This window comes from Streptomonospora nanhaiensis, from assembly GCF_026642255.1.
Taxonomy (GTDB): domain Bacteria; phylum Actinomycetota; class Actinomycetes; order Streptosporangiales; family Streptosporangiaceae; genus Nocardiopsis; species Nocardiopsis tropica.
This window is the reverse complement of sequence record NZ_CP113264.1, coordinates 342,186-362,410: the sequence shown is the minus strand read 5'-3', so window position 1 is coordinate 362,410 and position 20,225 is coordinate 342,186. Positions and strand designations below refer to the sequence as shown.

At 72.3% G+C, this 20,225-nt stretch carries 14 protein-coding genes and 1 pseudogene; 10 read left to right on the top strand and 5 right to left on the bottom strand.

Annotation, left to right across the window (positions count from 1 at the left end):
• Positions 1-155: 155 nt before the first annotated feature.
• From OUQ99_RS01645 to OUQ99_RS01635, 3 genes are all read left to right on the top strand, one after another.
• Positions 156-2,201, top strand: coding sequence for a flotillin family protein (locus OUQ99_RS01645; protein ID WP_267947639.1), 2,046 nt, complete (start codon positions 156-158; stop codon positions 2,199-2,201).
• An 11-nt stretch (positions 2,202-2,212) separates the two neighbouring features.
• Positions 2,213-7,228 carry a DNA repair ATPase gene (locus tag OUQ99_RS01640; RefSeq protein WP_267947638.1) on the top strand — a complete coding sequence of 1,672 codons (5,016 nt, stop codon included), beginning with the start codon at positions 2,213-2,215 and terminating at the stop codon, positions 7,226-7,228.
• A gap of 289 nt (positions 7,229-7,517) precedes the next feature.
• Positions 7,518-8,552 carry a hypothetical protein gene (locus OUQ99_RS01635; protein ID WP_267947637.1) on the top strand — a complete coding sequence of 345 codons (1,035 nt, stop codon included), beginning with the start codon at positions 7,518-7,520 and terminating at the stop codon, positions 8,550-8,552.
• Positions 8,553-8,622: 70 nt separating this feature from the next.
• On the opposite strand, the gene OUQ99_RS01630 is transcribed toward OUQ99_RS01635, so the two are convergent.
• Positions 8,623-9,228 (bottom strand): suppressor of fused domain protein, encoded by a 606-nt coding sequence (locus OUQ99_RS01630; RefSeq protein ID WP_267947636.1) that lies wholly within the window; start codon positions 9,226-9,228, stop codon positions 8,623-8,625.
• 804 nt (positions 9,229-10,032) lie between these two features.
• Here OUQ99_RS01630 and OUQ99_RS01625 point away from each other — a divergent pair.
• Together OUQ99_RS01625 and OUQ99_RS01620 are read left to right on the top strand one after the other, a co-directional pair.
• Positions 10,033-10,794 (top strand): hypothetical protein, encoded by a 762-nt coding sequence (locus OUQ99_RS01625; protein ID WP_267947635.1) that lies wholly within the window; start codon positions 10,033-10,035, stop codon positions 10,792-10,794.
• A gap of 330 nt (positions 10,795-11,124) precedes the next feature.
• Entirely contained in the window at positions 11,125-11,430 is a 306-nt protein-coding gene (locus OUQ99_RS01620) for a YrhK family protein (RefSeq protein ID WP_267947634.1), read from the top strand.
• A 51-nt stretch (positions 11,431-11,481) separates the two neighbouring features.
• Here OUQ99_RS01620 and OUQ99_RS01615 read toward each other — a convergent pair whose 3' ends face one another.
• The 3 genes and pseudogenes from OUQ99_RS01615 to OUQ99_RS01605 all read right to left on the bottom strand — a co-directional run bounded on the left by OUQ99_RS01615 (position 11,482) and on the right by OUQ99_RS01605 (position 13,533).
• Positions 11,482-11,964, bottom strand: a complete 483-nt coding sequence (locus tag OUQ99_RS01615) for a hypothetical protein (RefSeq protein WP_267947633.1) — start codon at positions 11,962-11,964, stop codon at positions 11,482-11,484.
• 181 nt (positions 11,965-12,145) lie between these two features.
• Positions 12,146-13,327: pseudogene (locus OUQ99_RS01610) on the bottom strand (molybdopterin dinucleotide binding domain-containing protein); the annotation flags it as partial.
• A complete protein-coding gene (locus OUQ99_RS01605) occupies positions 13,291-13,533 on the bottom strand; it encodes a hypothetical protein (protein WP_267947632.1) in 243 nt (80 codons plus the stop codon). The gene OUQ99_RS01605 and the pseudogene OUQ99_RS01610, both read right to left, overlap by 37 nt.
• Positions 13,534-13,857: 324 nt before the next feature.
• Here OUQ99_RS01605 and OUQ99_RS01600 point away from each other — a divergent pair, with 324 nt between their 5' ends.
• The 3 genes from OUQ99_RS01600 (at position 13,858) to OUQ99_RS01590 (ending at position 16,650) form a co-directional block, all read left to right on the top strand.
• Complete coding sequence (locus tag OUQ99_RS01600) at positions 13,858-15,675, top strand: acyl-CoA dehydrogenase (protein ID WP_267947631.1); 1,818 nt, start codon at positions 13,858-13,860, stop codon at positions 15,673-15,675.
• A 197-nt stretch (positions 15,676-15,872) separates the two neighbouring features.
• Entirely contained in the window at positions 15,873-16,316 is a 444-nt protein-coding gene (locus tag OUQ99_RS01595) for a hypothetical protein (protein WP_267947630.1), read from the top strand.
• A gap of 25 nt (positions 16,317-16,341) precedes the next feature.
• Positions 16,342-16,650, top strand: coding sequence for a winged helix-turn-helix domain-containing protein (locus OUQ99_RS01590; protein ID WP_267947629.1), 309 nt, complete (start codon positions 16,342-16,344; stop codon positions 16,648-16,650).
• Between the two features lie 85 nt (positions 16,651-16,735).
• On the opposite strand, the gene OUQ99_RS01585 is transcribed toward OUQ99_RS01590, so the two are convergent.
• Positions 16,736-17,518 (bottom strand): GNAT family N-acetyltransferase, encoded by a 783-nt coding sequence (locus OUQ99_RS01585; RefSeq protein ID WP_267947628.1) that lies wholly within the window; start codon positions 17,516-17,518, stop codon positions 16,736-16,738.
• Between the two features lie 164 nt (positions 17,519-17,682).
• Between OUQ99_RS01585 and OUQ99_RS01580 the strand changes: the two genes are divergently transcribed.
• Both OUQ99_RS01580 and OUQ99_RS01575 read left to right on the top strand, forming a co-directional pair.
• Entirely contained in the window at positions 17,683-18,525 is an 843-nt protein-coding gene (locus OUQ99_RS01580; protein WP_267947627.1) for an SDR family oxidoreductase, read from the top strand.
• Positions 18,526-19,199: 674 nt separating this feature from the next.
• Complete coding sequence (locus OUQ99_RS01575; protein ID WP_267947626.1) at positions 19,200-20,063, top strand: SigB/SigF/SigG family RNA polymerase sigma factor; 864 nt, start codon at positions 19,200-19,202, stop codon at positions 20,061-20,063.
• The last annotated feature ends 162 nt before the right edge of the window (positions 20,064-20,225 follow it).

Here is a 20,225-nt window from a genome sequence, read left to right as displayed (position 1 = left end):
CCCGAACGGGGCGGGCCGGTCGGAACGGAACCGTTTCGGATGGGCCCGCGTCCCATGTGTACGAGCGTCCCTCCCCGGGGCGGCCACCCGCAGCCGTCCCGTCCCCCCGAAACGCTCGCTTCCCCCGTACGCCACTCGCGGAAAGAGTCCCCCACGTGTTGCTGAGTGCTACCACGAACGGCCAGGAGGCGGCGGACGCGGCCTTCCTCACCGTCGGTGTCGCCGTGGCCGTCGGCCTGGTCGTCCTCCTCGCCCTGCTGCTGATGGTCACGCGCCTCTTCCGCAAGGTCGAGCAGGGCAAGGCCCTGATCATCTCGAAGGTGAGGGACGTCCACGTCACCTTCACCGGAGCGATCGTCCTCCCGGTCCTGCACAAGGCCGAGATCATGGACATCTCCCTCAAGACGCTGACCCTCGACCGGCGCGGGCGGGAGGGTCTCACCTGCAAGGACAACATCCGCGCGGACATCAAGGTGTACTTCTACGTCCGGGTCAACGAGACCGCCGAGGACGTCAAGAAGGTCGCCAAGTCGATCGGCACCGCGCGCGCCAGCGACCAGGACACGCTCCAGGAGCTGTTCAACTCCAAGTTCTCCGAGGCCCTCAAGACCGTCGGCAAGCAGTTCGACTTCGAGGAGCTGTTCACCCACCGCGAGCAGTTCCGCCACGCGATCGTCTCCCTGATCGGCACCGACCTCAACGGCTACAGCCTGGAGGACGTCGCCATCGACGAGCTGGAGCAGACGCCGCTGCACCAGCACGACAGCAACAACATCCTCGACGCGCAGGGCATCTCGAAGATCACGGAGCGCACCGCCAAGGAGCACAAGCGCACCAACGAGTTCGAGAACGACCGCAAGAAGGAACTCGACCGGCAGAACACCGAGACCGCCGAGACCCTCGCCGAGCTGGAGAAGCGCCGCGAGGAGGCGGCCGCGAAGGCCAAGCGCGAGATCGAGATCATCCGCGCCCGCGAGGAGGCGGAGACCGCCCGCGTTCAGGCCGAGGAGCGCCTGAAGGCCGAGACGGCGAACATCCGCACCTACGAGGCGCTGGGCGTCCAGACCCAGAACCAGCAGCGCGAGATCGCGGTCGCCGAGAAGAACCGCGAGCGCGTCATCGCCATCGAGAGCGAGCGCATCGAGAAGGACCGCATGCTGGAGGTCATCGGGCGCGAGCGCGAGACCGAGCTGAGCCGCATCTCCAAGGACAAGGAGGTCGAGGCCGAGCGCCGCGAGGTCGCCGAGGTCGTCCGCGAGCGGATCGCCGTGGACCGCACCGTGGCCGAGCAGGAGGAGGCCATCAAGCGCCTGCGGGCCGTCGAGGAGGCGGAGCGCCAGCGCCAGGCCGTCATCATCCACGCCGAGGCCGAGGCCCAGGAGAACCTGGTCAAGGACATCAAGGCCGCCGAGGCCGCGGAGGCCGCCTCCAAGCACCGCGCCGCCGAGGAGCTCACCCTCGCCGAGGCCCGCCAGCAGGCCGCCGAGCTGGACACCCGCGCCAAGATCCGCCTGGCCGAGGGCACGCAGGCCGAGGCCGCCGCCGCGGGCCTGGCCGAGGTGCAGGTCCGCCACCAGGACGCCGAGGCCATCGAGAAGGTCGGCCGCGCCGAGGCCGTCGTGGCCCGCGAGAAGGCCCGTGTCGAGGCCGAGGCCGTCGAGCAGAAGCTGCGCGCCGAGGCCGCCGGCCTCACCGACAAGGCCGAGGCCATGGCGGCCCTGGACCAGGTCAGCCGCGAGCACGAGGAGTACCGCCTGCGCCTGGAGGCCGAGAAGGAGGTGCGCCTGGCGGGGATCAACGTCCAGCGCGAGGTCGCCGAGGCACAGGCCACCGTCTTGGCCACCGGTCTGGAGAACGCCGACATCAACATCGTCGGCGGCGACGGGGCGTTCTTCGACCGCATGGTCGGGGCCATCGGCCTGGGCAGGTCGGTCGACGGGTTCGTCAACAACTCCGAGACGGTGCAGGCCCTGGGCTCGGGCTGGCTCAACGGCGAGGGCGACTTCGGCGGGTCGATCCGCAAGGTGCTGTCCTCGGTCGACACCGAGGACGTCAAGAACCTCACCGTGTCCGCTCTGCTGCTCAAGCTGATCAGCGCCGGCGGTCCGCAGACCGACAAGCTCAACGGCCTGCTCGGCACCGCCCGCTCCCTCGGGGTGGACCACCTGCCCGCGGCCGCCCTCGCCGGCGCCGAGCGGTGAGGCAGCCCTCCGTGGCCGAGACCGGAACCCAGGAGAGCGAAGGCGCCGGGCCGGACGCCGCCGACGCGCAGTCGCTGGACGCGGGCGCCTACGAGGTGCTCCGCGCCCGGCTGCGCGAGCAGTCCGGCGAGCTGGCCCGGCGGACCGAGGAGCTGAACGCCCGCCGGCTGGAGGTGTTCGGCGGCACCGAGATGACGCTCCTCGGCACCGAGCGCATCCGCACCGAGCACAACTGCGTGCCCCGGGACATCGTCAGCGTGGGCGGCTCGGGCGCCGACGACGTGATCCTGTTCGGCTACAACGTCTTCATCGGCATGCAGCGGGAGACGCACGTCTCCGACGTGTTCTCGCTGCACCGGTACGAGCACGGCGGCGACGGGTTCACGTTCGCCGACGCCGCCGGGGACGCCGTTCCCGGGCTGCTCCCCGACGAGGCGTTCCGGCAGGACTTCGCGAAGCTCTACCGCTACTACCGCGACGCCCGCCTGCTCCAGCTGCGCCGGATCGAGGACCGGCTGCTGGCCGTGTTCCAGACCGGTCCGCGCACCGAGGACGTGCGCGTGCTGCGGTGGTCGGTGGAGCCCACGGGTGGGATCGCCTACCTCGACGACCGCGGCGAACGCGACCACGTGTTCCCGCCGTCGCACGACTTCACGTGGGTGGAGACCACACGCGAGGACCACGTGCAGGGCCGCCACCCGCACATCTCCGTCCTCGACGAGCTGTTCGTCGAGACCGTGGGCGGCGACCTCACCATCAAGGTCGAGAACAACACCGAGGTCGGCGAGGGCGTCTACAGCGAGCCGGTGGACGAACCGCTCCAGAGCCTGGCCGACGCCTCCGTGTCGTACGCGAGGGTGGGCGCGCTGATCCTGCTGCGCGTCCTCCCGTACAACGAGACCGCGTGGCGCCACCTGGTCTTCAACACCCGCACCAAGGAGGTGGAGCGCCTCGACGGCATCGGCCAGGCGTGCCAGCGGCTGCCCGACGACCAGGGGCTGATCTTCCCCGGCGGCTACTACCTCGCCACCGGTGCGGCGCGGACGTTCGACACCGACGTCACCGACCTGGAGTTCGAGCGCGTGGTGCGCTCGCCCAACGGCGAGGACGTGCTGTACGTCTTCCACTCCCGCGCGGACGGCCGCAGCCTCCTGCTGCCGTACAACACCATCCGCAAGGAGGTCGCCAACCCCGTCGTCTGCCACGGGTACTCGCTGTTCGACGACGGCACCATGACGGTGTTCAGGAGCGACTCGGGCGAGCCGACCCGGGTGCATCCGATGCAGGTGTGGCAGACCCCGTACGTGTCCGACGTGTACGCGGCGGCGCAGCCGGCGGGGACCGGCCCCCTGGAGCGGATCGGCAACGCCGAGCTGGTGAGGGGTGTGTCCGAGGCCCTGTCGGTGGCGCGGATGACCACCGACATGCGCCCCTCCACAGAGGTCTTCGAGGCGCTCATCGCCGCGTGCCGCCGGGCGCTCGACCGGTTCCACTGGCTGGGCGAGGAGGAGCTGGGCGACCTGGCGACGCCGCTGGCGGAGGTGCAGGACACCGCCCGGCGGGTGCTGGAGGAGTTCGAGACCGTCCAGGCGCTCACCCGCCAGGCGGCCGAGGCGCTGGCGGGGGCCGAGGACCGGGCGGCCGCGCTCGTCCGCACGGCCCGGGGCGAGGCCCCGCGGTCGGCCGAGGGGTGGGTGGCGCTGCTGACCGGGCTGCGCCGCGCCCAGGGGCAGGCGGCCACGCTGCGCGAGACGCGGTACGCGGACACCGCCCGCCTCGACGCCCTGGACGGCAGGATCGGCGAGGAGATCACGGCGGTCGGCCGCCGGACGGTCGCGTTCCTGGAGCAGGACGACGCGTTCGCCGGGTACCACTCCGAGGTGGACCGGCTGGTCGCGGACGCCGAGACCATCGACGCGGTCAGCGCGGCCACGGCCGTCGGCGAGCGCATCGCCGAGCAGACCGAGGGCCTCCAGGTCGTCACCGAGGTCGTCGGCTCCCTGGACATCGGCGACGCCAAGGTGCGCACCCGCATCCTGGAGCGGGTGAGCGAGGTGCTGGCCGGGATCAACCGGGCGCGCGCCACGCTGGAGGCCCGGCGCACCGAACTGCTGGCCCTGGAGGGGCGGGCGGAGTTCGCGGCCGAGTTCGCCCTGCTGGGACAGGCCGTCACGGGCGCGCTGGCGGCGGCGGGCTCCCCCGAGCGGTGCGACGAGCAACTGGGGCGCATCATGCTCCAGCTGGAGAACCTGGAGTCGCGGTTCGCGGAGTTCGACGACTTCCTCGGGGAGCTGTCGGACAAGCGCGAGGACGTGTACGAGGCGTTCTCCACCCGCAAGCAGTCGCTGGTGGACGAGCGGGCGCGGCGGGCCGACCGCCTGGCGTCGTCGGCCGCACGCGTACTGGAGGGGGTGAACCGCAGGGTCGCGACGCTGGCGACCCTGGAGGACGTCAACACCTACTTCGCGTCGGACGCGATGGTGGCGCGGCTGCGCCGCACCTCCGAGGAGATGCGCGCGCTCGGGGACACCGTGCGCGCGGAGGAGCTGGACGGCCGGATCGCGGCCGCCCGGCAGGAGGCCGGCAGGACCCTCCGGGACCGCACCGACCTGTACGAGCGCGGCGCGGGCGGGGAGACGATCCGGCTGGGCAGGCACCGCTTCGCGGTGAACACCCAGCCGATCGACCTGACGCTCACCCCGCACGGCGGTGGGATGTCGGTGGCGATCACGGGCACGGACTTCCGGGAGCCCGTCACCGACGAGGCCTTCGGGCGGACCCGACGCCTGTGGGACCGGCTGCTGGTCTCCGAGAGCCCGGAGGTGTACCGGGCCGAGTTCCTGGCGACGTCGATCCTGGCCGCCGCCGAGGAGGGCGCGGACGGGCTGTCGCTGGAGCGGCTGCGCGAGGCCGAGCTGGACGCGGACGGGGCCGGCCTGGCGGGGCTGGTGCGCGAGGCCGCCGAGGCCCGGTACGACGAGGGCTACGAGCGGGGCGTGCACGACCACGACGCCGCGAAGGTGCTGTCCGCCCTGCTGCGGCTCCGCGCGGGCGCCGGACTGCTCCGGTACCCGGGCGCGGCACGGGCCGCGGCGCAGTTGTTCTGGGCGTTCGGGGCCGGGAAGGACCGGCGGTCGGCGTGGGCGGTGCGGGCCGCGTCGCTGGCCCGCGCCCGCTCGGTGTTCGGGGCACGGCGGTCGGCGGCGATCGACGGGCTGCGCACGGAGCTGGCGGGGGCCGTGGACGCCTTCCTGACCGACAGCGGGCTGCACCAGGACGCCGACCTGGAACTGGTGGGCGAGTACCTGTTCGAGGAGCTCGCGGCGGACTCCCCCGCCGAGCGCGGGTTCGTGTCGGGCGCGGGCGCGCGGAGGCTGCTCGACCGGTTCCACCGGACCCTGGGCAGCACCCGGGAGACCACGCGGGCGGCGTTCGCGGAGGACCTGCGCAAGCTCGACGGCGACCTGGCCGCCCGGCACCAGCTGGTGTCGGCGTGGCTGGAGGCGTTCGCGGGCACCCTGGACGGGGTGGACCCGGGCGACCTCCCCGAGGCGGCGGCGATCGAGCTGACCGGGTCCGGCGCGGACCGGTACGAGTCGTCGGCCGCCGTGGCCGAGACGGTCGGCGGGATCCTGGGGGCCCACCCGCGCGTGCGCGAGCGGTCCCTGGAGGTGCGGTTGGACGAGATCCTGCCGCGCACCCGCCGGTTCCGGCTGGAGGAGGTGCCCGCGTACCGGGACTTCCAGCGGCGCCGCAACGAGCTGGTGGCCGCGGAGCGCGAGCGCCTGCGCCTGGAGGAGTACCGGCCGAAGGTGATGAGCGGGTTCGTCCGCAACCGCCTGCTGGACGAGTCGTACCTGCCGCTCATCGGCGACAACCTGGCCAAGCAGCTGGGCGCGGCCGGTGACGACAAGCGCACGGACCAGAGCGGCCTGCTGCTCCTCATCTCGCCCCCCGGGTACGGCAAGACCACGCTCATGGAGTACGTGGCGAGCCGTCTGGGGCTGGTGTTCGTGAAGGTGAACGGGCCCGCCCTGGGGCACGCGGTGACGTCGCTCGACCCGGCGGAGGCGCCCGACGCCACGTCGCGGCAGGAGGTCGAGAAGATCTCGTTCGCCCTGGAGATGGGCGGCAACACCATGCTGTACCTGGACGACATCCAGCACACGAACCCGGAGCTGCTCCAGAAGTTCATCTCGCTGTGCGACGGCCAGAGGCGCATGGAGGGCGTGTGGAACGGGCGTACCCGGACCTACGACCTGCGCGGCAGGCGGTTCGCGGTCTGCATGTCCGGCAACCCCTACACCGAGCAGGGCAAGCGGTTCCGGATCCCGGACATGCTGGCCAACCGCGCCGACGTGTACAACCTGGGCGACGTGCTGTCGGGCAAGGAGGAGCTGTTCTCGCTGAGCTACATCGAGAACGCGCTCACCTCCAACCCCACCCTGGCGCCGCTGTCCACCCGCGAGCGGGAGGACGTGTACCGGTTCGTGCGGATGGCGCAGGGCGACGACTCGGTGGGCACGGACCAGCTCGCGCACCCGTACTCGGCGGTCGAGGTGGACCGGATCGTGTCGGTCCTGCGCAAACTGCTGCGGGTGCAGGAGGTGGTGATGGCCAACAACCGGGCCTACATCGCGTCGGCGGCGCAGTCCGAGGAGGCGCGCACCGAGCCGCCGTTCCGGTTGCAGGGGTCGTACCGGAACATGAACCGGCTCGCGGAGAAGATCGTGCCGGTCATGAACGACGCCGAGGTGGAGGCCGTCATCGACGACCACTACCTGGGCGAGGCGCAGACGCTCACGTCGGACGCCGAGGCCAACCTGCTGAAACTGGCGGAGCTGCGCGGGGTGATGACCCCCGGGCAGAGGGCCCGCTGGGCCGAGGTCAAGGAGGGGTACCGCCGGGGACGCGCGCTGGGCGGAGCGGACGACGATCCGCTGACCAGGGCGATCGGCGCGATGGGGCTGCTCGCCGACCGGGTCGGCGAGATCGGCGCCGCCATCGACCGCGGCCGCGAGGGGTAGCGCGGCGGTCGGTCGGGCGACCGGCCCCTCTGCGCGGAAGGGCCGCCGCCTCCCGGGGACACCCCCCGGGGGGCGGCGGCCCTTCCGCGCGGCGCCGGAGGATCCCGGCGGGGTCCCCCGCCGTTGCGGGGGTTGTGGGGCGGCTGCGGGGAATGTAGTTTTCCTTCCACTTTCGCCCTGAGCCGCGAAGGATACCGCCGCAGCCCCGGGTGCACGGTCGCACAAGCGCGGCCCCCGGGGACGCGGCCCACCCCCGCCCCCTCCCCCCGCTCGCGAGAGGTGCACAGACATGAGAACGACCCCCGCCGGCCGCGCCCGGCCCCGGTTCCGCGCGCGACCCGCCGGACGGCTGATCGCCGTGCTGGCCTCGGCCGCACTGGTGGCCGCCCTTCCCCAGTCCGCCCTCGCCTCCGGCGCGGACCCCGGCGCCGACCGCCCCGTCACCGCCGAGGAGCAGGAGGTCATCGACCTCAAGCTGGCCAACTCGCCGGTGAACCCCGGACCGCTGGTCTTCGGCGCCCAGCCCCTCCAGGACGTCAGGACCGCCGCGGGCACGGCCTCGGCGGACGCCTCGTGCGCGATCACCCCGCAGGAGGCCACCGCCATGACCCTGGCCCCGGTCTGGCCGGAGGTCGGGGCGGGCTCACCCGGCGCCCCCTCCCCCATGACGCTGTCCCGGTACGACAACCAGGACACCCTGTACGACCCGGCCCGCCGCGACGGGCTGTTCTTCAACCCCGGCGTCGGCCTGTGGCAGATGGACTCGGCCGGGCTCGGCGCGCACAACACCGCGGGCGAGGCGATCGACACCGCGTGGGTCGCCGGGTTCGTCGCCCCGTACATCGTCGACCGGTACTGCGCCGCGATCAACAGGGGCTCGACCGCGCCCGCCGCCCGCGCCACCGCGTGGCGCGACTGGAACGCCTGCGCGGACGGCTCGTGCGACAACGTCTACTGGCGCGCGTACAACAGCGGCGTGACGCCGGACACGGGCGTGGGACGGCTCGGCGGCGCCGAGCCCCGCACCTGCGTCTTCGAGGGCGTCGGCCACGACTGCCTGTTCGTGGACACCGCCGCCGCGGAGGGCGGGAACTGGTGGACCCGGCCCGGCAGCGGGCGGTCCCCCGTGCCCCACCCCTTCTACGTGTTCCGGAGCGAGGCCGGGGGCGTCACCCGGGAGGTCCGCAGCTGGCTGGCGGAGGACTCCGGGGCGGGCACGCACGTGACCGTCACCCGGCCGTTCGGCGCGAACGCCCGGGGCGGCCTCACCTGGGCGGACGGCGCGGGCGTCTGCGACACCACCGCCGACCGCGGCGACTGCTGACCGGTTCCCGGTCCCGGTGCGTCCCCGCCTCCGCGGGCGCCGGACGCGCCGGGCCGGCCGCGGCCGCGGGTCAGAGCCGGACGGCGTCCCGGGACGGGTCGGTGAGCATCTTCGGGTCCCGGTCGCGCAGGAGCGCGACGAGCGGGGCGGCCGTCCCGGCCTCCTGGACGGCGGCCCCCTCCTCGGCCTTCAACCCGACGAGCTGGAAGAAGAGGACGATCCCGTTCGGGGTGTCGATGGCGCGGATCTCGACGTCCGGGACGATGACGAGGGACGTCATGTCGCCGTTGGCCGGCTCCCCGCCGAGCGGGGACGGGGTGACGATCCAGTGGCCCACGTCCAGGTCGATGCCCGCGAGGAAGCGGTCGGCCAGGGCGTGGAGGACGCGCAGGACCCAGGAGGGCACGGCCTCGTCGCCGTCCTCGCGCGGGACCCTGCAGGTGAACTCGAAGCCCGAGCCGGAGACCCGGGCCTCCTCGCTGGTCTTCTCCCCGAGTTCGGTCAGGCCGAAGGTGACCAGGAGCCAGTGGCCGTCCAGGGGGTAGGCGAGCACGCCGTCGAGCCCTCCCCCCGACTTCCCGTCCGCCGCGAACTGGACGGTCAGCGGCTGTACCTCGGGGTACCGCTCCGCCCACTCCTCGTAGATCCGGACGAGTCCGGGCAGCATCTCCAGCATCGCGTCGTCGCTCTCCAGGTCGGTGGTGGCGGCGGCCGGCTCCGGCGGCCCCCGCGGACGGTCCGGGCCGCCGGAGCCGGCCGCCGCCGGTGATCGTCCAGGTCCGAGGATACGAGCGCGCGGCGGGCGCCCGGTCCGGCGACGATCCGAGCACGGCGCCCACCGGCGGCCGACCCGCACGGGGCCGCCCGACAGGCCCCGAAAAACCGCGGAACGCGAGAACCCCACGGCCCGCACAGCCGTCTAAAGCACCCCTTCCCACAAAAGGGTAAGACGGAAAGCACCAATACAAAACAAGAGTGATCTGACTCACAGTAACAAATAAGGAAAACCTGCACCGCCCAATCAAAACCCTTCCCCATATCTCGAAACATTGGTCGGTTCTTGTCAGAACTTTTCTCGGTGAAACACACCGTGACCGATCGGACACGCGAAAAGTGATCCATCCACGAAACCCACACAGGGCTTGACCTGGCCTTACAGGGGAAGCCGCGTCCGACCTCCCGGGTTCTTCGCCGCCAGGCCCCACACCGCGACCCGCCCCTCACCGCAACCCGACCCGCATCGCGGACCACTCGCACCCGAGGCGAAACAAGGGCTCTCCGAAACACGGGAATGCGGAATTCGGTGATACATTCAAGGAGTTATCAGGGCGGGCGCGGTTCCCATGCCCCTGTAACTCCCTCCCTCACCTTCGCCAAGCGTTTCGGGAAGCCCCGGCAAAACCGCTGAAGCGGCAGACCAAAGCTCTCGAACCCCGGCGTGAACGTTCCTCGCACCTGCTCCCCGAAAGAAACGAACATGATGAGCCGCAGCACCCGCTCCTCCCTCCTGGCCCTTCTCACCGCCGGCCTGATCACCCTCGGCGCGACCGGCTGCTTCAGCCCGGACGCGGTCGACGCGGAGGCGTTCGACGCGGAGGCCCAGAGCGCCGAGAACAACGGCGCGGAAGGGGTGACCGCGACCTTGGCTGGCGAGGTCACGTACCTGTCCCCGAACGAGTACCTCGTCGAGAACCAGGCGTTCCACGTCGACGAGACCACGCAGGTCCTCGGCGGGATCAGCGTCTGCCCCGCCGAGGACGGCGTCGACGAGGGCGGTTACGGGATCGTGGAGTGCTCCTACGAGGAGCTCGACGCCGCCCTTCAGGGGGGAACCGTCGTTCTCGCCGAGGTCGCGATCGTGGACGGGTTCGCCGAGTCGATCTCCGAGTACCAGACGGACGGCCACGGGGATCCCGACACCCCGGAGAGCCCCGACAACGGTTCCGCGGGCGGGGACTCCTCGAACGAAGGGGTGAACACGACCCTGACGGGCGAGGTCACCTACCTGGCCCCGTACGAGTACCTCGTCGGCAACCAGGCGTTCTACGTCGACGAGACCACGTCGCACGTCGGCGGGATCTACGTCTGCCCCGGCGAGGAGGGCCTCCACGAGGACGGTCACGGAAACGTGTCGTGCCCCTTCGACGAGCTCGAAACCGCCCTTGCGGAGGGAACCTTCGTCTACGCCGAGGTCGTGATCGTGAACGGCCTCGCCGAGGTGATCACCGAGTACCAGGTCTGATCTCCGGAACCCGGGAGAGCGGGCGACCGGGCCCGCCGGGGCGGCACTCCTCCAGGGGTGCCGCCCTTTCCGTGTCCTCAGCCGGTTTCCGGCGTTCCGTGCGGAGCTCAGGGGCTCCGGTGGACGGGATTCCCCCCGGGGGCGCTTCCGCGGCTCACCGGTCGACGTCCGGGACGGCGCCGGGGCTCGGGCCTACGCTGGCCGGGTGACCGGTCTGCCGAGGACCTGCGACGTCGTCGTGGGAGCGGGAGCGGCCGGGCTCGTCGCCGCCGCGGTCCTGGCCGACCTGGGCCCGGGCCGACCGGTCCGACGAGAGGAAGGGAGACCACCATGCCCGGGTCACAGCGGGGACGGCCCCTGGTCGTCCACATCGGCCGCGAGGAACTGGTCGTCCGCCGCCGGTACGAGGCGCTGAGCATCGCGAACGACACGCTCATCGCGCTGTGGTTCATCACGGGCAGCATCATGTTCTTCCTCCCGGCCTGGATGACGGTCGGGACGTGGTGCTTCCTGCTCGGCAGCGTCGAACTGCTGATCCGCCCCGTCATCCGGCTCAGCCGACTGGTCCACGTGCGGAGCATCCGTGCGGCCGGCGGCCCCTCGACGGCGCCGGCGGAGTCCTCCACGGACTTCTGACCGCCGCTCCCGGCCGCGTCCCCGGAGCGCGGCACGGGACGGGCCCGCGCCTCAGCCGGACAGGACCTGCGGGGAGAGGGCCTTGAGCATGCCGTCCGCCCAGTTCATCTGCCGCACCGTCTGCGGGTGGCACCGCCGGGTGAGCGCGAGCAGCTCGGTGTCGGCGAGCGCCTGGGCGCCCTGGCCGAGGAGCTCCCAGTCCACCGACACCCCCGCGGCCATGCGGTACAGCCTCCTCGGGTCGGCCAGCAGCAGGAGATCCGGATCCGAACGGGCGTCCAGCGGCTCCCCCGGGTCCTCGCGCGTCCCGCCGAGCGGCTCCGGGCCGCCCTCCGACAGGTTCTCCGGCTCCAGGCCGTGGCGGGGGCCGGTCGCGGCGAGCTCCCGCACGTGCTCCCGCGACCACGTGGCGAGGTCCCCGGCCACGTGGTGGATCTCGGGTTCGTCCCGGTGGCGTTCGACCAGGGCGAGGAGCTGGTGGAGCAGGTGGCCCTCCGAACGGTGCAGTTCCCGCAGCGCGATCGCCATTCCCATCACGAACCGCCCTCCACCCGTTCCTCCGCCATCGCCCCCGGTCCACCCCGGGTCTCGGGCACCCCCTCGCCGACGGGCCGGGACGCGGTCGTCGTCGGCGCGGGCGCAGGCGTCCCGCCGCCGAGGTCTTGAAGAGGGGCTGCCTGGGCACCGGATCCCAGTCGGTGACGGTCATCTCGTTGGCCGCCCGGTCCTTCGGGACGCCCTCTCCCCCGCCGCGGTCCTCCGAGTCCCAGTAGCCGTAGTGGAAGGGGACGAACAGCACGCCCGGGCGGATCCCGGCGATGCGCGCCCGCGCCCGGACCGCTCCGCGCGGCGAGACCACCTCCACCAGGTCCCCCTCGCGGACCCCGCGTCCTCCGCGTCGGAGGGGGCCGCCTCCACCCAGACCTCGGGGGCCGCGCACCGCAGCTGCGGGACGAGCCCGGTCTTGGTGCGGGTGTGGAACTGGTAGAGCGTGCGGCCGGTGACGAGGGCGAAGGGGTACTCCCCGTCCGGCGCCTCGTGGGGCTCCAGGTGCTCGGCCGCCCTGATGACCGCACGCCCGGAGGGGTTCATCGCGGCGTACCCGGTCGCGTCCGCCGGAGCTCCGGTGACCAGGTCCCGCCCGTAGCCCTCGCACCGGTCGGGCACGGCCCAGAACCGTCCGTCGGCGTAGAGCCGCGCGGTCCCGTCCGGGTTGTCGGCGTTGCGGGGCCACTGGACGCCGCTCCCGCCGCGCAGCTTCGCGTAGGTGATGCCCGTGTAGTCGCACGGCCGCCCGGCGCTGGCCCGCTTCCACGCCTCGAAGGCCGACTCGGGGTCGTGCCACTGCGGGAACGGCTCCCAGTCCCTGTCGCGGAAGTCCATCCTGCGCGCCTAGTCGAGGAAGACGTCCAGGTCGGGCCGGGCCTCGCCGGGCGGGTCGACGGCCTTCTCGGACAGGTGGACGGTGCGGTCGCTGCTTGGTGAGCGTGCCCGTCTTCTCGCCCCAGGCCGCCGCGGGGAGCACCACGTCGGCGAGCTCGGCCGTCTCGGTCATGAAGATGTCCTGCACCACCAGGAACAGGTCCTGCCCCGCGAGCAGGGACCGGATCCGCCGCAGCTCGGGGAGCGACACCGCCGGGTTGGTGGCACTGACCCGCAGGAAGCGCACGGAGCCCTTCTCGGCGTAGCGCATGATCTGCATCGCGTGGGTGGGCGGCGCGCAGTGCGGGATCCTCTCGGGGTCGAGGTTCCACACCGCGGCGAGGTCGGCGACGTGGGCGCCGTTGCTCCAGTTGCGAAAGCCCGTGAGGTCGCCGTCGGCGCCGCACTCCCGCGTGTTCTCCGCCGTGGGCAGCCCGTTCATCCGGAGCACGCCGGCGCCGGGCCTGCCGAGCATCCCGCGGATCGGGTGCACGTTGTTGACCTGGACGGACGCGGCGGTCCGCGGTTGACGCGGTCGGCCGCCCTGCCGCGCACCCCGACGACGCGGTCACCCCGGACCGCGATGTCCAGCGCGTCGCCGTTCGAGTGCAGGACGGTGGCGGACTGCACCCAGCGCTCCACCTGGTCGGGCGTGACGCCCTCGGCCAGGTGGCCGTCCACCCTGACCGGCCGCTCCTGCCCCGGCCCGCAGGGGTCCGCGGGCCGCCGACGGGCCGGGGCAGGCGGCCCCGGCGCGCCCGGCGCGGAGCCGCGACGAACGGCCGGACACGCGGGTTCGGCGCCCCGGACGGGGGCGGCCCCACGGCGCCGCGCCGGGGCCCTCCGCTCCCCGGGACCCCGCGTTCCGCCACTTCTGGGTGTCTCGCGGGCCACAAGTCCCTCGCGCTACTGGCGTAGGGATCTACTCGGTAGTAACATTGATTTGTTACTAGTCGGTAGATCCGCGTGTACAGACACCGCGGCCAGGACACAGCGGAGCTGTCCATGACGCATTACAAGAGCAACCTGCGCGACATCGAGTTCAACCTCTTCGAGGTCTTCAGGCGCCAGGACGTACTGGGCGAGGGCCCCTTCGAGGAGCTCGACGAGGAGACCGCGCGCACCATCCTGGCCGAGGTCGACCGCCTCGCCACCGGCGTCATCGCCGAGTCGTTCGAGGACGCGGACCGCAACCCGCCGGTGTTCGACCCCAAGACGAACACCGTCGCCGTCCCCGAGAGTCTGAAGAAGTCCTACCACGCCTACATGGACGCCGGCTGGTACAACCTCGACCTCCCCCAGGAGCTGGGCGGCCTCGGCGCCCCCCGCTCCCTGGTCTGGTCCGCCGCGGAGCTCGTGCTCGGCGCCAACCCCTCCGTGCACATGTACTCCGCCGGCCCCGGCTTCGCGAGCATCCTCTTCTCCGAGGGCAACGAGAAGCAGAAGGAGTTCGCGAGGCTCGCGATCGAGCGCGGCTGGGGCGCCACCATGGTGCTGACCGAGCCCGACGCGGGGTCGGACGTCGGCGCCGGCCGCACCAAGGCCGTGGACCAGGGCGACGGCACCTGGCACATCGAGGGCGTCAAGCGCTTCATCACCTCGGCCGAGCACGACATGTCCGAGAACATCTTCCACCTGGTGCTCGCCCGCCCCGAGGGCGCGGGCCCCGGCACCAAGGGCCTGTCCCTGTACCTGGTCCCCAAGTTCCTGGTCAACGAGGACGGCTCCCTCGGCGAGCGCAACGGCGCCTACGTGACCAACGTCGAGCACAAGATGGGCCTCAAGGCCTCCACCACGTGCGAGCTGACCTTCGGTGACAAGCACCCCGCCATCGGCTACCTCGTCGGCGACAAGCACGACGGCATCCGCCAGATGTTCCTCGTCATCGAGTACGCGCGGATGATGGTCGGCACGAAGGCCATCGCCACCCTCTCCACCGGCTACCTGAACGCCCTGGAGTACGCCAAGGAGCGCGTGCAGGGCAACGACCTCGCCGGGTCGAAGAACTCCCCCAAGGTCACCATCACCCACCACCCGGACGTGCGCCGCAGCCTCATGACGCAGAAGTCCTACGTGGAGGCGATGCGCGCCCTGGTCCTGCTCACCGCCACGCAGCAGGACGAGATCCAGATCGCGCACTCCAGGGGCGAGGACGTCACGGAGCTGGAGGCCATGAACGACCTCCTCCTGCCGATCGTCAAGGGCGTGGGCTCCGAGCGCTCCTACGCGCTGCTCGCCGAGTCCCTCCAGACCCTGGGCGGCTCCGGGTTCCTGCAGGAGTACCCGATCGAGCAGTACATCCGGGACGCCAAGATCGACACCCTCTACGAGGGCACGACGGCGATCCAGGCCCAGGACTTCTTCTTCCGCAAGATCGTGAAGAACGGCGGCCAGGCGCTGGGCGCCCTCTCGGGCGAGATCAGGGCCTTCGCCGAGAGCGAGGCCGGCAACGGCCGCCTCAAGGAGGAGCGCAAGCTGCTCCTGGAGAGCCTCGGCAACGTCGAGAAGCTCGTCGAGCTCATGGTCGGCCACGCGATGGGCTCCGCCGAGAACCCGCGCGAGCTGTACAAGGTGGGCCTGAACTCCACCCGCCTGCTGATGTCGTTCGGCGACGTCGTCCTCGCCTGGCTGCTGCTGCGCCAGGCCGAGGTGGCCCTGAACAGCATCGACGGCGCCGGCGAGGCGGACAAGGACTTCTACACCGGCAAGATCGCCGCCGCGCGCTTCTTCGCCGAGCAGTTCCTGCCGCGCATCGCCGCCGAGCTGCGCGTGGCCGAGGGCGTCGACCTCGACCTGATGGACGTTCCCGAGTCCGCCTTCTAGGGCGAACCGGACCCGCGACGGGCGGGGCGGCCTTCCGGGGCCGCCCCGCCCGTTCCGTGTGCGCGGGTCCCTCCCCCGCCCCGACTCCGGAGAGCGGGCGGACCGAAAGAGGAGTCCAAAGCAGAAACTACTTTCCAAAGCAGAAAGTACATGCCATCCTGGACACTTCAAGGAACCACCGACGGCGGGAGGCGCCCATGGAGCAGGACCTGGACCGGAGAGAAGCGGCCGAGATCCTCGACCACGCCGACGCGGTGGGCCGGAGGATCCGCGGCCGGGCGCGCTGGCCGGCGCTGACCGTCACGGGCCTGGGCGCCCTCATGGTCTGCGCGGTCCTCGTGGTCGGCCTGGCCCCGGTCGGGCCCGCCCCCCGCGCCGTCGCGTACGCGACGGCCGTGCTCACCCTGATCGCGATGAACTGGTACGCCTACAGCCGCCCCGTCGCCCTGCGCCGCCATCTGACCGTGCACTACGTTCTGACCGGGGCGGGCGTCCTCCTCCTCACCGTCACGGTGTCCATGGGCCTGACCGTGTTCACCGGCTCCGTCGTCTGGTGGTCCGTCGGGGCGGCGTTGAACGGCCTGCCCTTCCTCGCGGCGGTCCTGGTGAACCTGGTCGGCGTCCGCAGGGCCACCAGGTGAACGACCGGCGATCCGGAGAACGACCATGAACCACCCGCGCAAGTCGCTCGACCCCGTCATCCACGCACCCGTGCGCCTCTCCATCCTCGCCGCGCTGGCACCGGTGGAGCAGTCGGACTTCGCCTCGCTGCGCGACGCCGTGGAGGTCTCCGACTCCGCACTCTCCAAGCAGATCACCACGCTGGAGAACGCGGGCTACGTCGTCGTCCGCAAGGCGTTCGCGGGCAGGCGGCCGCGCACCTACCTGTCGCTCAGCCGGGAGGGGCGCGACGCGCTCACGCTCCACCTCAGGGCGCTGCGGCAGATCGCCGAGGGCGTGGAGGGGCAGGTCTGACGGGCGGGGCGGCCTTCCGGGGCCGCCCCGCCCGTTCCGTGTGCGCGGGTCCCGCCCCCGGGCGGGGGCGGGCGGACCCCGCGGCTCAGGCCGGGGACCAGACGTACGGGGTCGTGGTGGTCACCCCCTCGAAACCCAGGCGGCGCAGGACGGGCGCGCTGGCGTCGGTGGCGTCGACCCGGAGGTAGCGGACACCGCGTGCCGCGGCGATGTGCGCGCGGGCGGCCACCAGGGACCGGTAGATCCCCTTCCCCCGCCACGAGGGCAGGGTCGAGCCGCCCCAGAGCCCGGCGAACTCGGTACCCCTCAGGAACACCAGCCACGCGGCCGACACCACCTCCCCGCCGGCCTCGGCCACGAGGACGGCGATACCGTCCGGGTCCGCGGCGGTCCGGGCGATCAGGTCCTCGCCCAGCCAGCTCCAGTCGCCGCCCCACACGCGCGACTCCATGTCGGCGACACGGCGCATGTCGTCCGGTTCACCGACCCGGCGGAGGGCGACCCCCTCGGGCGGGGCCGGGGCGGAGACCACGTCGGTGCGGCCGATCAGCACGGTCTCCCGTTCCTCGGGCGCGAACCCGGCGGCGCGGAGGCGGTCGGGGAGGTCCTCCGGCCGGTCGTGCCCGTGGGTCTTCCACTCCACCGCCTCGCCGCGCGCCGCGAAGCGCTCCCGCTGCCGGGCGATCAGCCGGTCCAGTTCGTCCCCGCGCACGCCCGGGTCGGGCGGCGCGGTGACGAGCCCCCGGCGCTGTCCCACCAACCGCGTCACCGGTCCGTCCCGCTCCACCGTCACCCCGTCGGGGAGGTCCGCTGGGGCGCCGCGCAACTGCTCGTCATAGGCCGCGAGCAGGCCTTCGATGTTCGTCACAGGCCATGACACCACGGGACCGGCGGGCGCGGTCAATCCGTTTTCCGACGGGAACCCGGACCACGGCGCCGCCCGGACGCACGTGTACGGAAGCACCCACCGGGTAGCCGGGACCCCGAGTGCGTGCGCCCGGCCGGGCGCAGGGAACAAGGGGGTGCGCAGCCATGGAGCAACGACGTGACGACGCCCGCGTGGACGGGGTGCGCGAGTTCGACGGCTACGACCGGGTGGCGGTGGTGACCGGCGCGGACAGCGGGATCGGGCGGTCGACGGCGGTCCGCCTGGCGCGCGAGGGCTTCGACCTCGGCATCACGTACCACTCGGACGAGGAGGGCATCCGCCGGACGGAGTCAGAGATCGGGGAGGCCGGACGCCGGGCGGTGGTGCGCAGGCACGACCTCTCCGACCCGGTGGGCGGGTCCGAGGCCGTCGCCGAGCTGATCGGGGAACTCGGGGGCGTCGGGGTCCTGGTCAACAACGCCGGGACCGGGTCGGACGAACCGCTGCTGGAGACGGACTACGAGCGCTGGCGCGAGGTCCTGGCCGTCGACCTGGACGGCCCGTTCCTCTGCTCCAGGATCGCGGCGACCCACATGCGCGACGCGGGACGCGGCGGACGCATCGTCAACATCACCAGCGTGCACGAGGAGTTCCCCCGGGTGAACGCCGGGACCTACTGCGCCGCCAAGGGCGGCCTCAAACTCCTGACCCGGGTGCTCGCCCTCGAACTGGGGCTGTACGGCATCACCGTGAACGCGGTGGCGCCGGGTGAGATCGCCACGCCCATGACCGGGCAGCACGAGGAGCCGCCGGGACTGGACACGCGCGGCGGCTACCCGATCCCCCGCCCCGGCCACGCCGACGAGGTGGCGGACGCCGTGGCCTTCCTCGCCGGGCGGGGGTCGTCCTACGTCACCGGGGCCTCGCTCTTCGTGGACGGGGGGCTCTCTCTCATGGGCCCCCAGGCGGGAGGAGCGCTCCAGGACGGCACCTGGCGCGCGGGCTAGACGGCCGGGCCCGGGTTCTCGGCGCCCTCCCCGGCACGTGCCGGGGAGGGCGCCGCGCGCGGCGCCCGGACACGGCACCCCGAAGGGCCCCGGGGGGCCGGAACACCGGCGTCGCCCGACCGGGCCGGGGGCGGTGTCCGGCCCCCGCCCGCACCCCTTCGTCCCGGCCCTTTTCCGGGAAGGGCAGCCGCCGGGACGCCTCGGGGCACCCCCTCGGACCGGAACGGGAAAAGGCCTTCCGTGGCACGGGTACTCCGTTCCGACAGCGCCGATAAAAGCGATGTAAACCTGGAAGCAGACGCGGACGACAACCCCCACACCCCTACCCGGGCCATTGTCAAAACGGCATAAAAAATCACTTCCCTCGAAAATCAAAATACTTTCACCTGGCGGGAAGCGCCTAGCGCCACCGCCCCGAAGCAGGGCAGCAGTGTGTTTCACGCCACGAAAGGTGCCTCTCCGAACGCCAGGGCGAAACACGGAGCGTGACTTCACCGACTCCTACCAGGGGAAGGACAAAAAAGTTTCGGTCCGCACTTTTAAGCGCTGCACTGAGGGAAGGAAGAAGGTCCACGAAGTTTTTCCTCCAACCCTCCCACCCACCCACCCGAACGGAATTCCCCGTCGACGCCACCGGCGCTCTGTCCGGACCCACCAGACCACCGGGAGCTCCCTTGCCGAACACCGCCACCACCCCGAAGACGCCCCGGACCGCCCGCAAGCGGACCCGCCCGCTCTCCCGCCCCCGCACACGCACCCCCGGCGAGAACGCCTCCGCCGAGGAGCTGCTGGCCGCGGCGAGGCGCCTGGGCGAGGGCGACCCCCGTGCGGACCGGCTCCGAGAGCGCGTCGTACTGCTCCACCAGCCCCTGGCCAAGAAGATCGCACGCCGCTACCAGGGCCGCGGCGAACCGCTGGAGGACCTGTACCAGGCCGCCATGGTCGGCTTCACCAAGGCGATGCGCGGCTACGACCCCTCCTACGGCAAGCCGTTCGTCGCCTACCTGGTCCCCACGGTCACCGGAGAGGTCAAGCGCCACTTCCGCGACCACACCTGGGCGATGCGCGTCACCCGGACCCAGCAGGAGGAGCGCAGCAAGCTGCGCAGAGTGTCCTCCGACTTCCAGCAGGAGCACGCGCGCACGCCCACGACCGCGGAGCTGGCCGAGAGGATGGACATGTCGGAGGAGGAGGTGCAGCAGCTCGTCCAGGCGTCCAACGCCTACCAGTGCCTGTCCCTGGAGGCCCCGGACACCTCCGGCGGCGAGGAGGAGCCCATGCGCCTGGAGGACCACCTGGGCAGCGAGGACCACGGCCTGGAACTGGTGGACCAGCGCGAGAGCCTCAAGCCGGCCCTCGCCCGCCTTCCCGAGCGCGACCGCCGGCTCCTGGGCCTGCGCTTCTTCTGCGACCACACCCAGACCGAGATCGCCGACCGGATGGGCTGCTCCCAGATGCACGTCTCCCGGCTCCTGTCCGGGGTGCTGGACCGGCTCCGAGCCGAGATGGGCGAGACGACGTCGCAGGCCCGCGCCTGAGGTCCGTACCGCGGGCAGGTACCGGGGGCGCGCGGGGGCCGTGCCCGGCCCCTGCCCGCGGTTCGGGGCCCGAGGGGCCGCCCCCGCTCGGGGCGGTCCCTCCCGTGCACACGCGGGTCCGGAGGGCCGCCATGGGCACAGTCTCCCCAGGCGTCTCCTCCT

Excerpts from the sequence above, each read along its gene's own strand:
- OUQ99_RS01635 (WP_267947637.1), top strand. The coding sequence starts at position 7,518 with ATGAGAACGACCCCCGCCGGCCGCGCCCGGCCCCGGTTCCGCGCGCGA.
- OUQ99_RS01630 (WP_267947636.1), bottom strand. The coding sequence starts at position 9,228 with ATGCTGGAGATGCTGCCCGGACTCGTCCGGATCTACGAGGAGTGGGCG.
- OUQ99_RS01625 (WP_267947635.1), top strand. The coding sequence starts at position 10,033 with ATGAGCCGCAGCACCCGCTCCTCCCTCCTGGCCCTTCTCACCGCCGGC.
- OUQ99_RS01620 (WP_267947634.1), top strand. The coding sequence starts at position 11,125 with ATGCCCGGGTCACAGCGGGGACGGCCCCTGGTCGTCCACATCGGCCGC.
- OUQ99_RS01615 (WP_267947633.1), bottom strand. The coding sequence starts at position 11,964 with ATGGGAATGGCGATCGCGCTGCGGGAACTGCACCGTTCGGAGGGCCAC.
- OUQ99_RS01600 (WP_267947631.1), top strand. The coding sequence starts at position 13,858 with ATGACGCATTACAAGAGCAACCTGCGCGACATCGAGTTCAACCTCTTC.
- OUQ99_RS01595 (WP_267947630.1), top strand. The coding sequence starts at position 15,873 with ATGGAGCAGGACCTGGACCGGAGAGAAGCGGCCGAGATCCTCGACCAC.
- OUQ99_RS01590 (WP_267947629.1), top strand. The coding sequence starts at position 16,342 with ATGAACCACCCGCGCAAGTCGCTCGACCCCGTCATCCACGCACCCGTG.
- OUQ99_RS01580 (WP_267947627.1), top strand. The coding sequence starts at position 17,683 with ATGGAGCAACGACGTGACGACGCCCGCGTGGACGGGGTGCGCGAGTTC.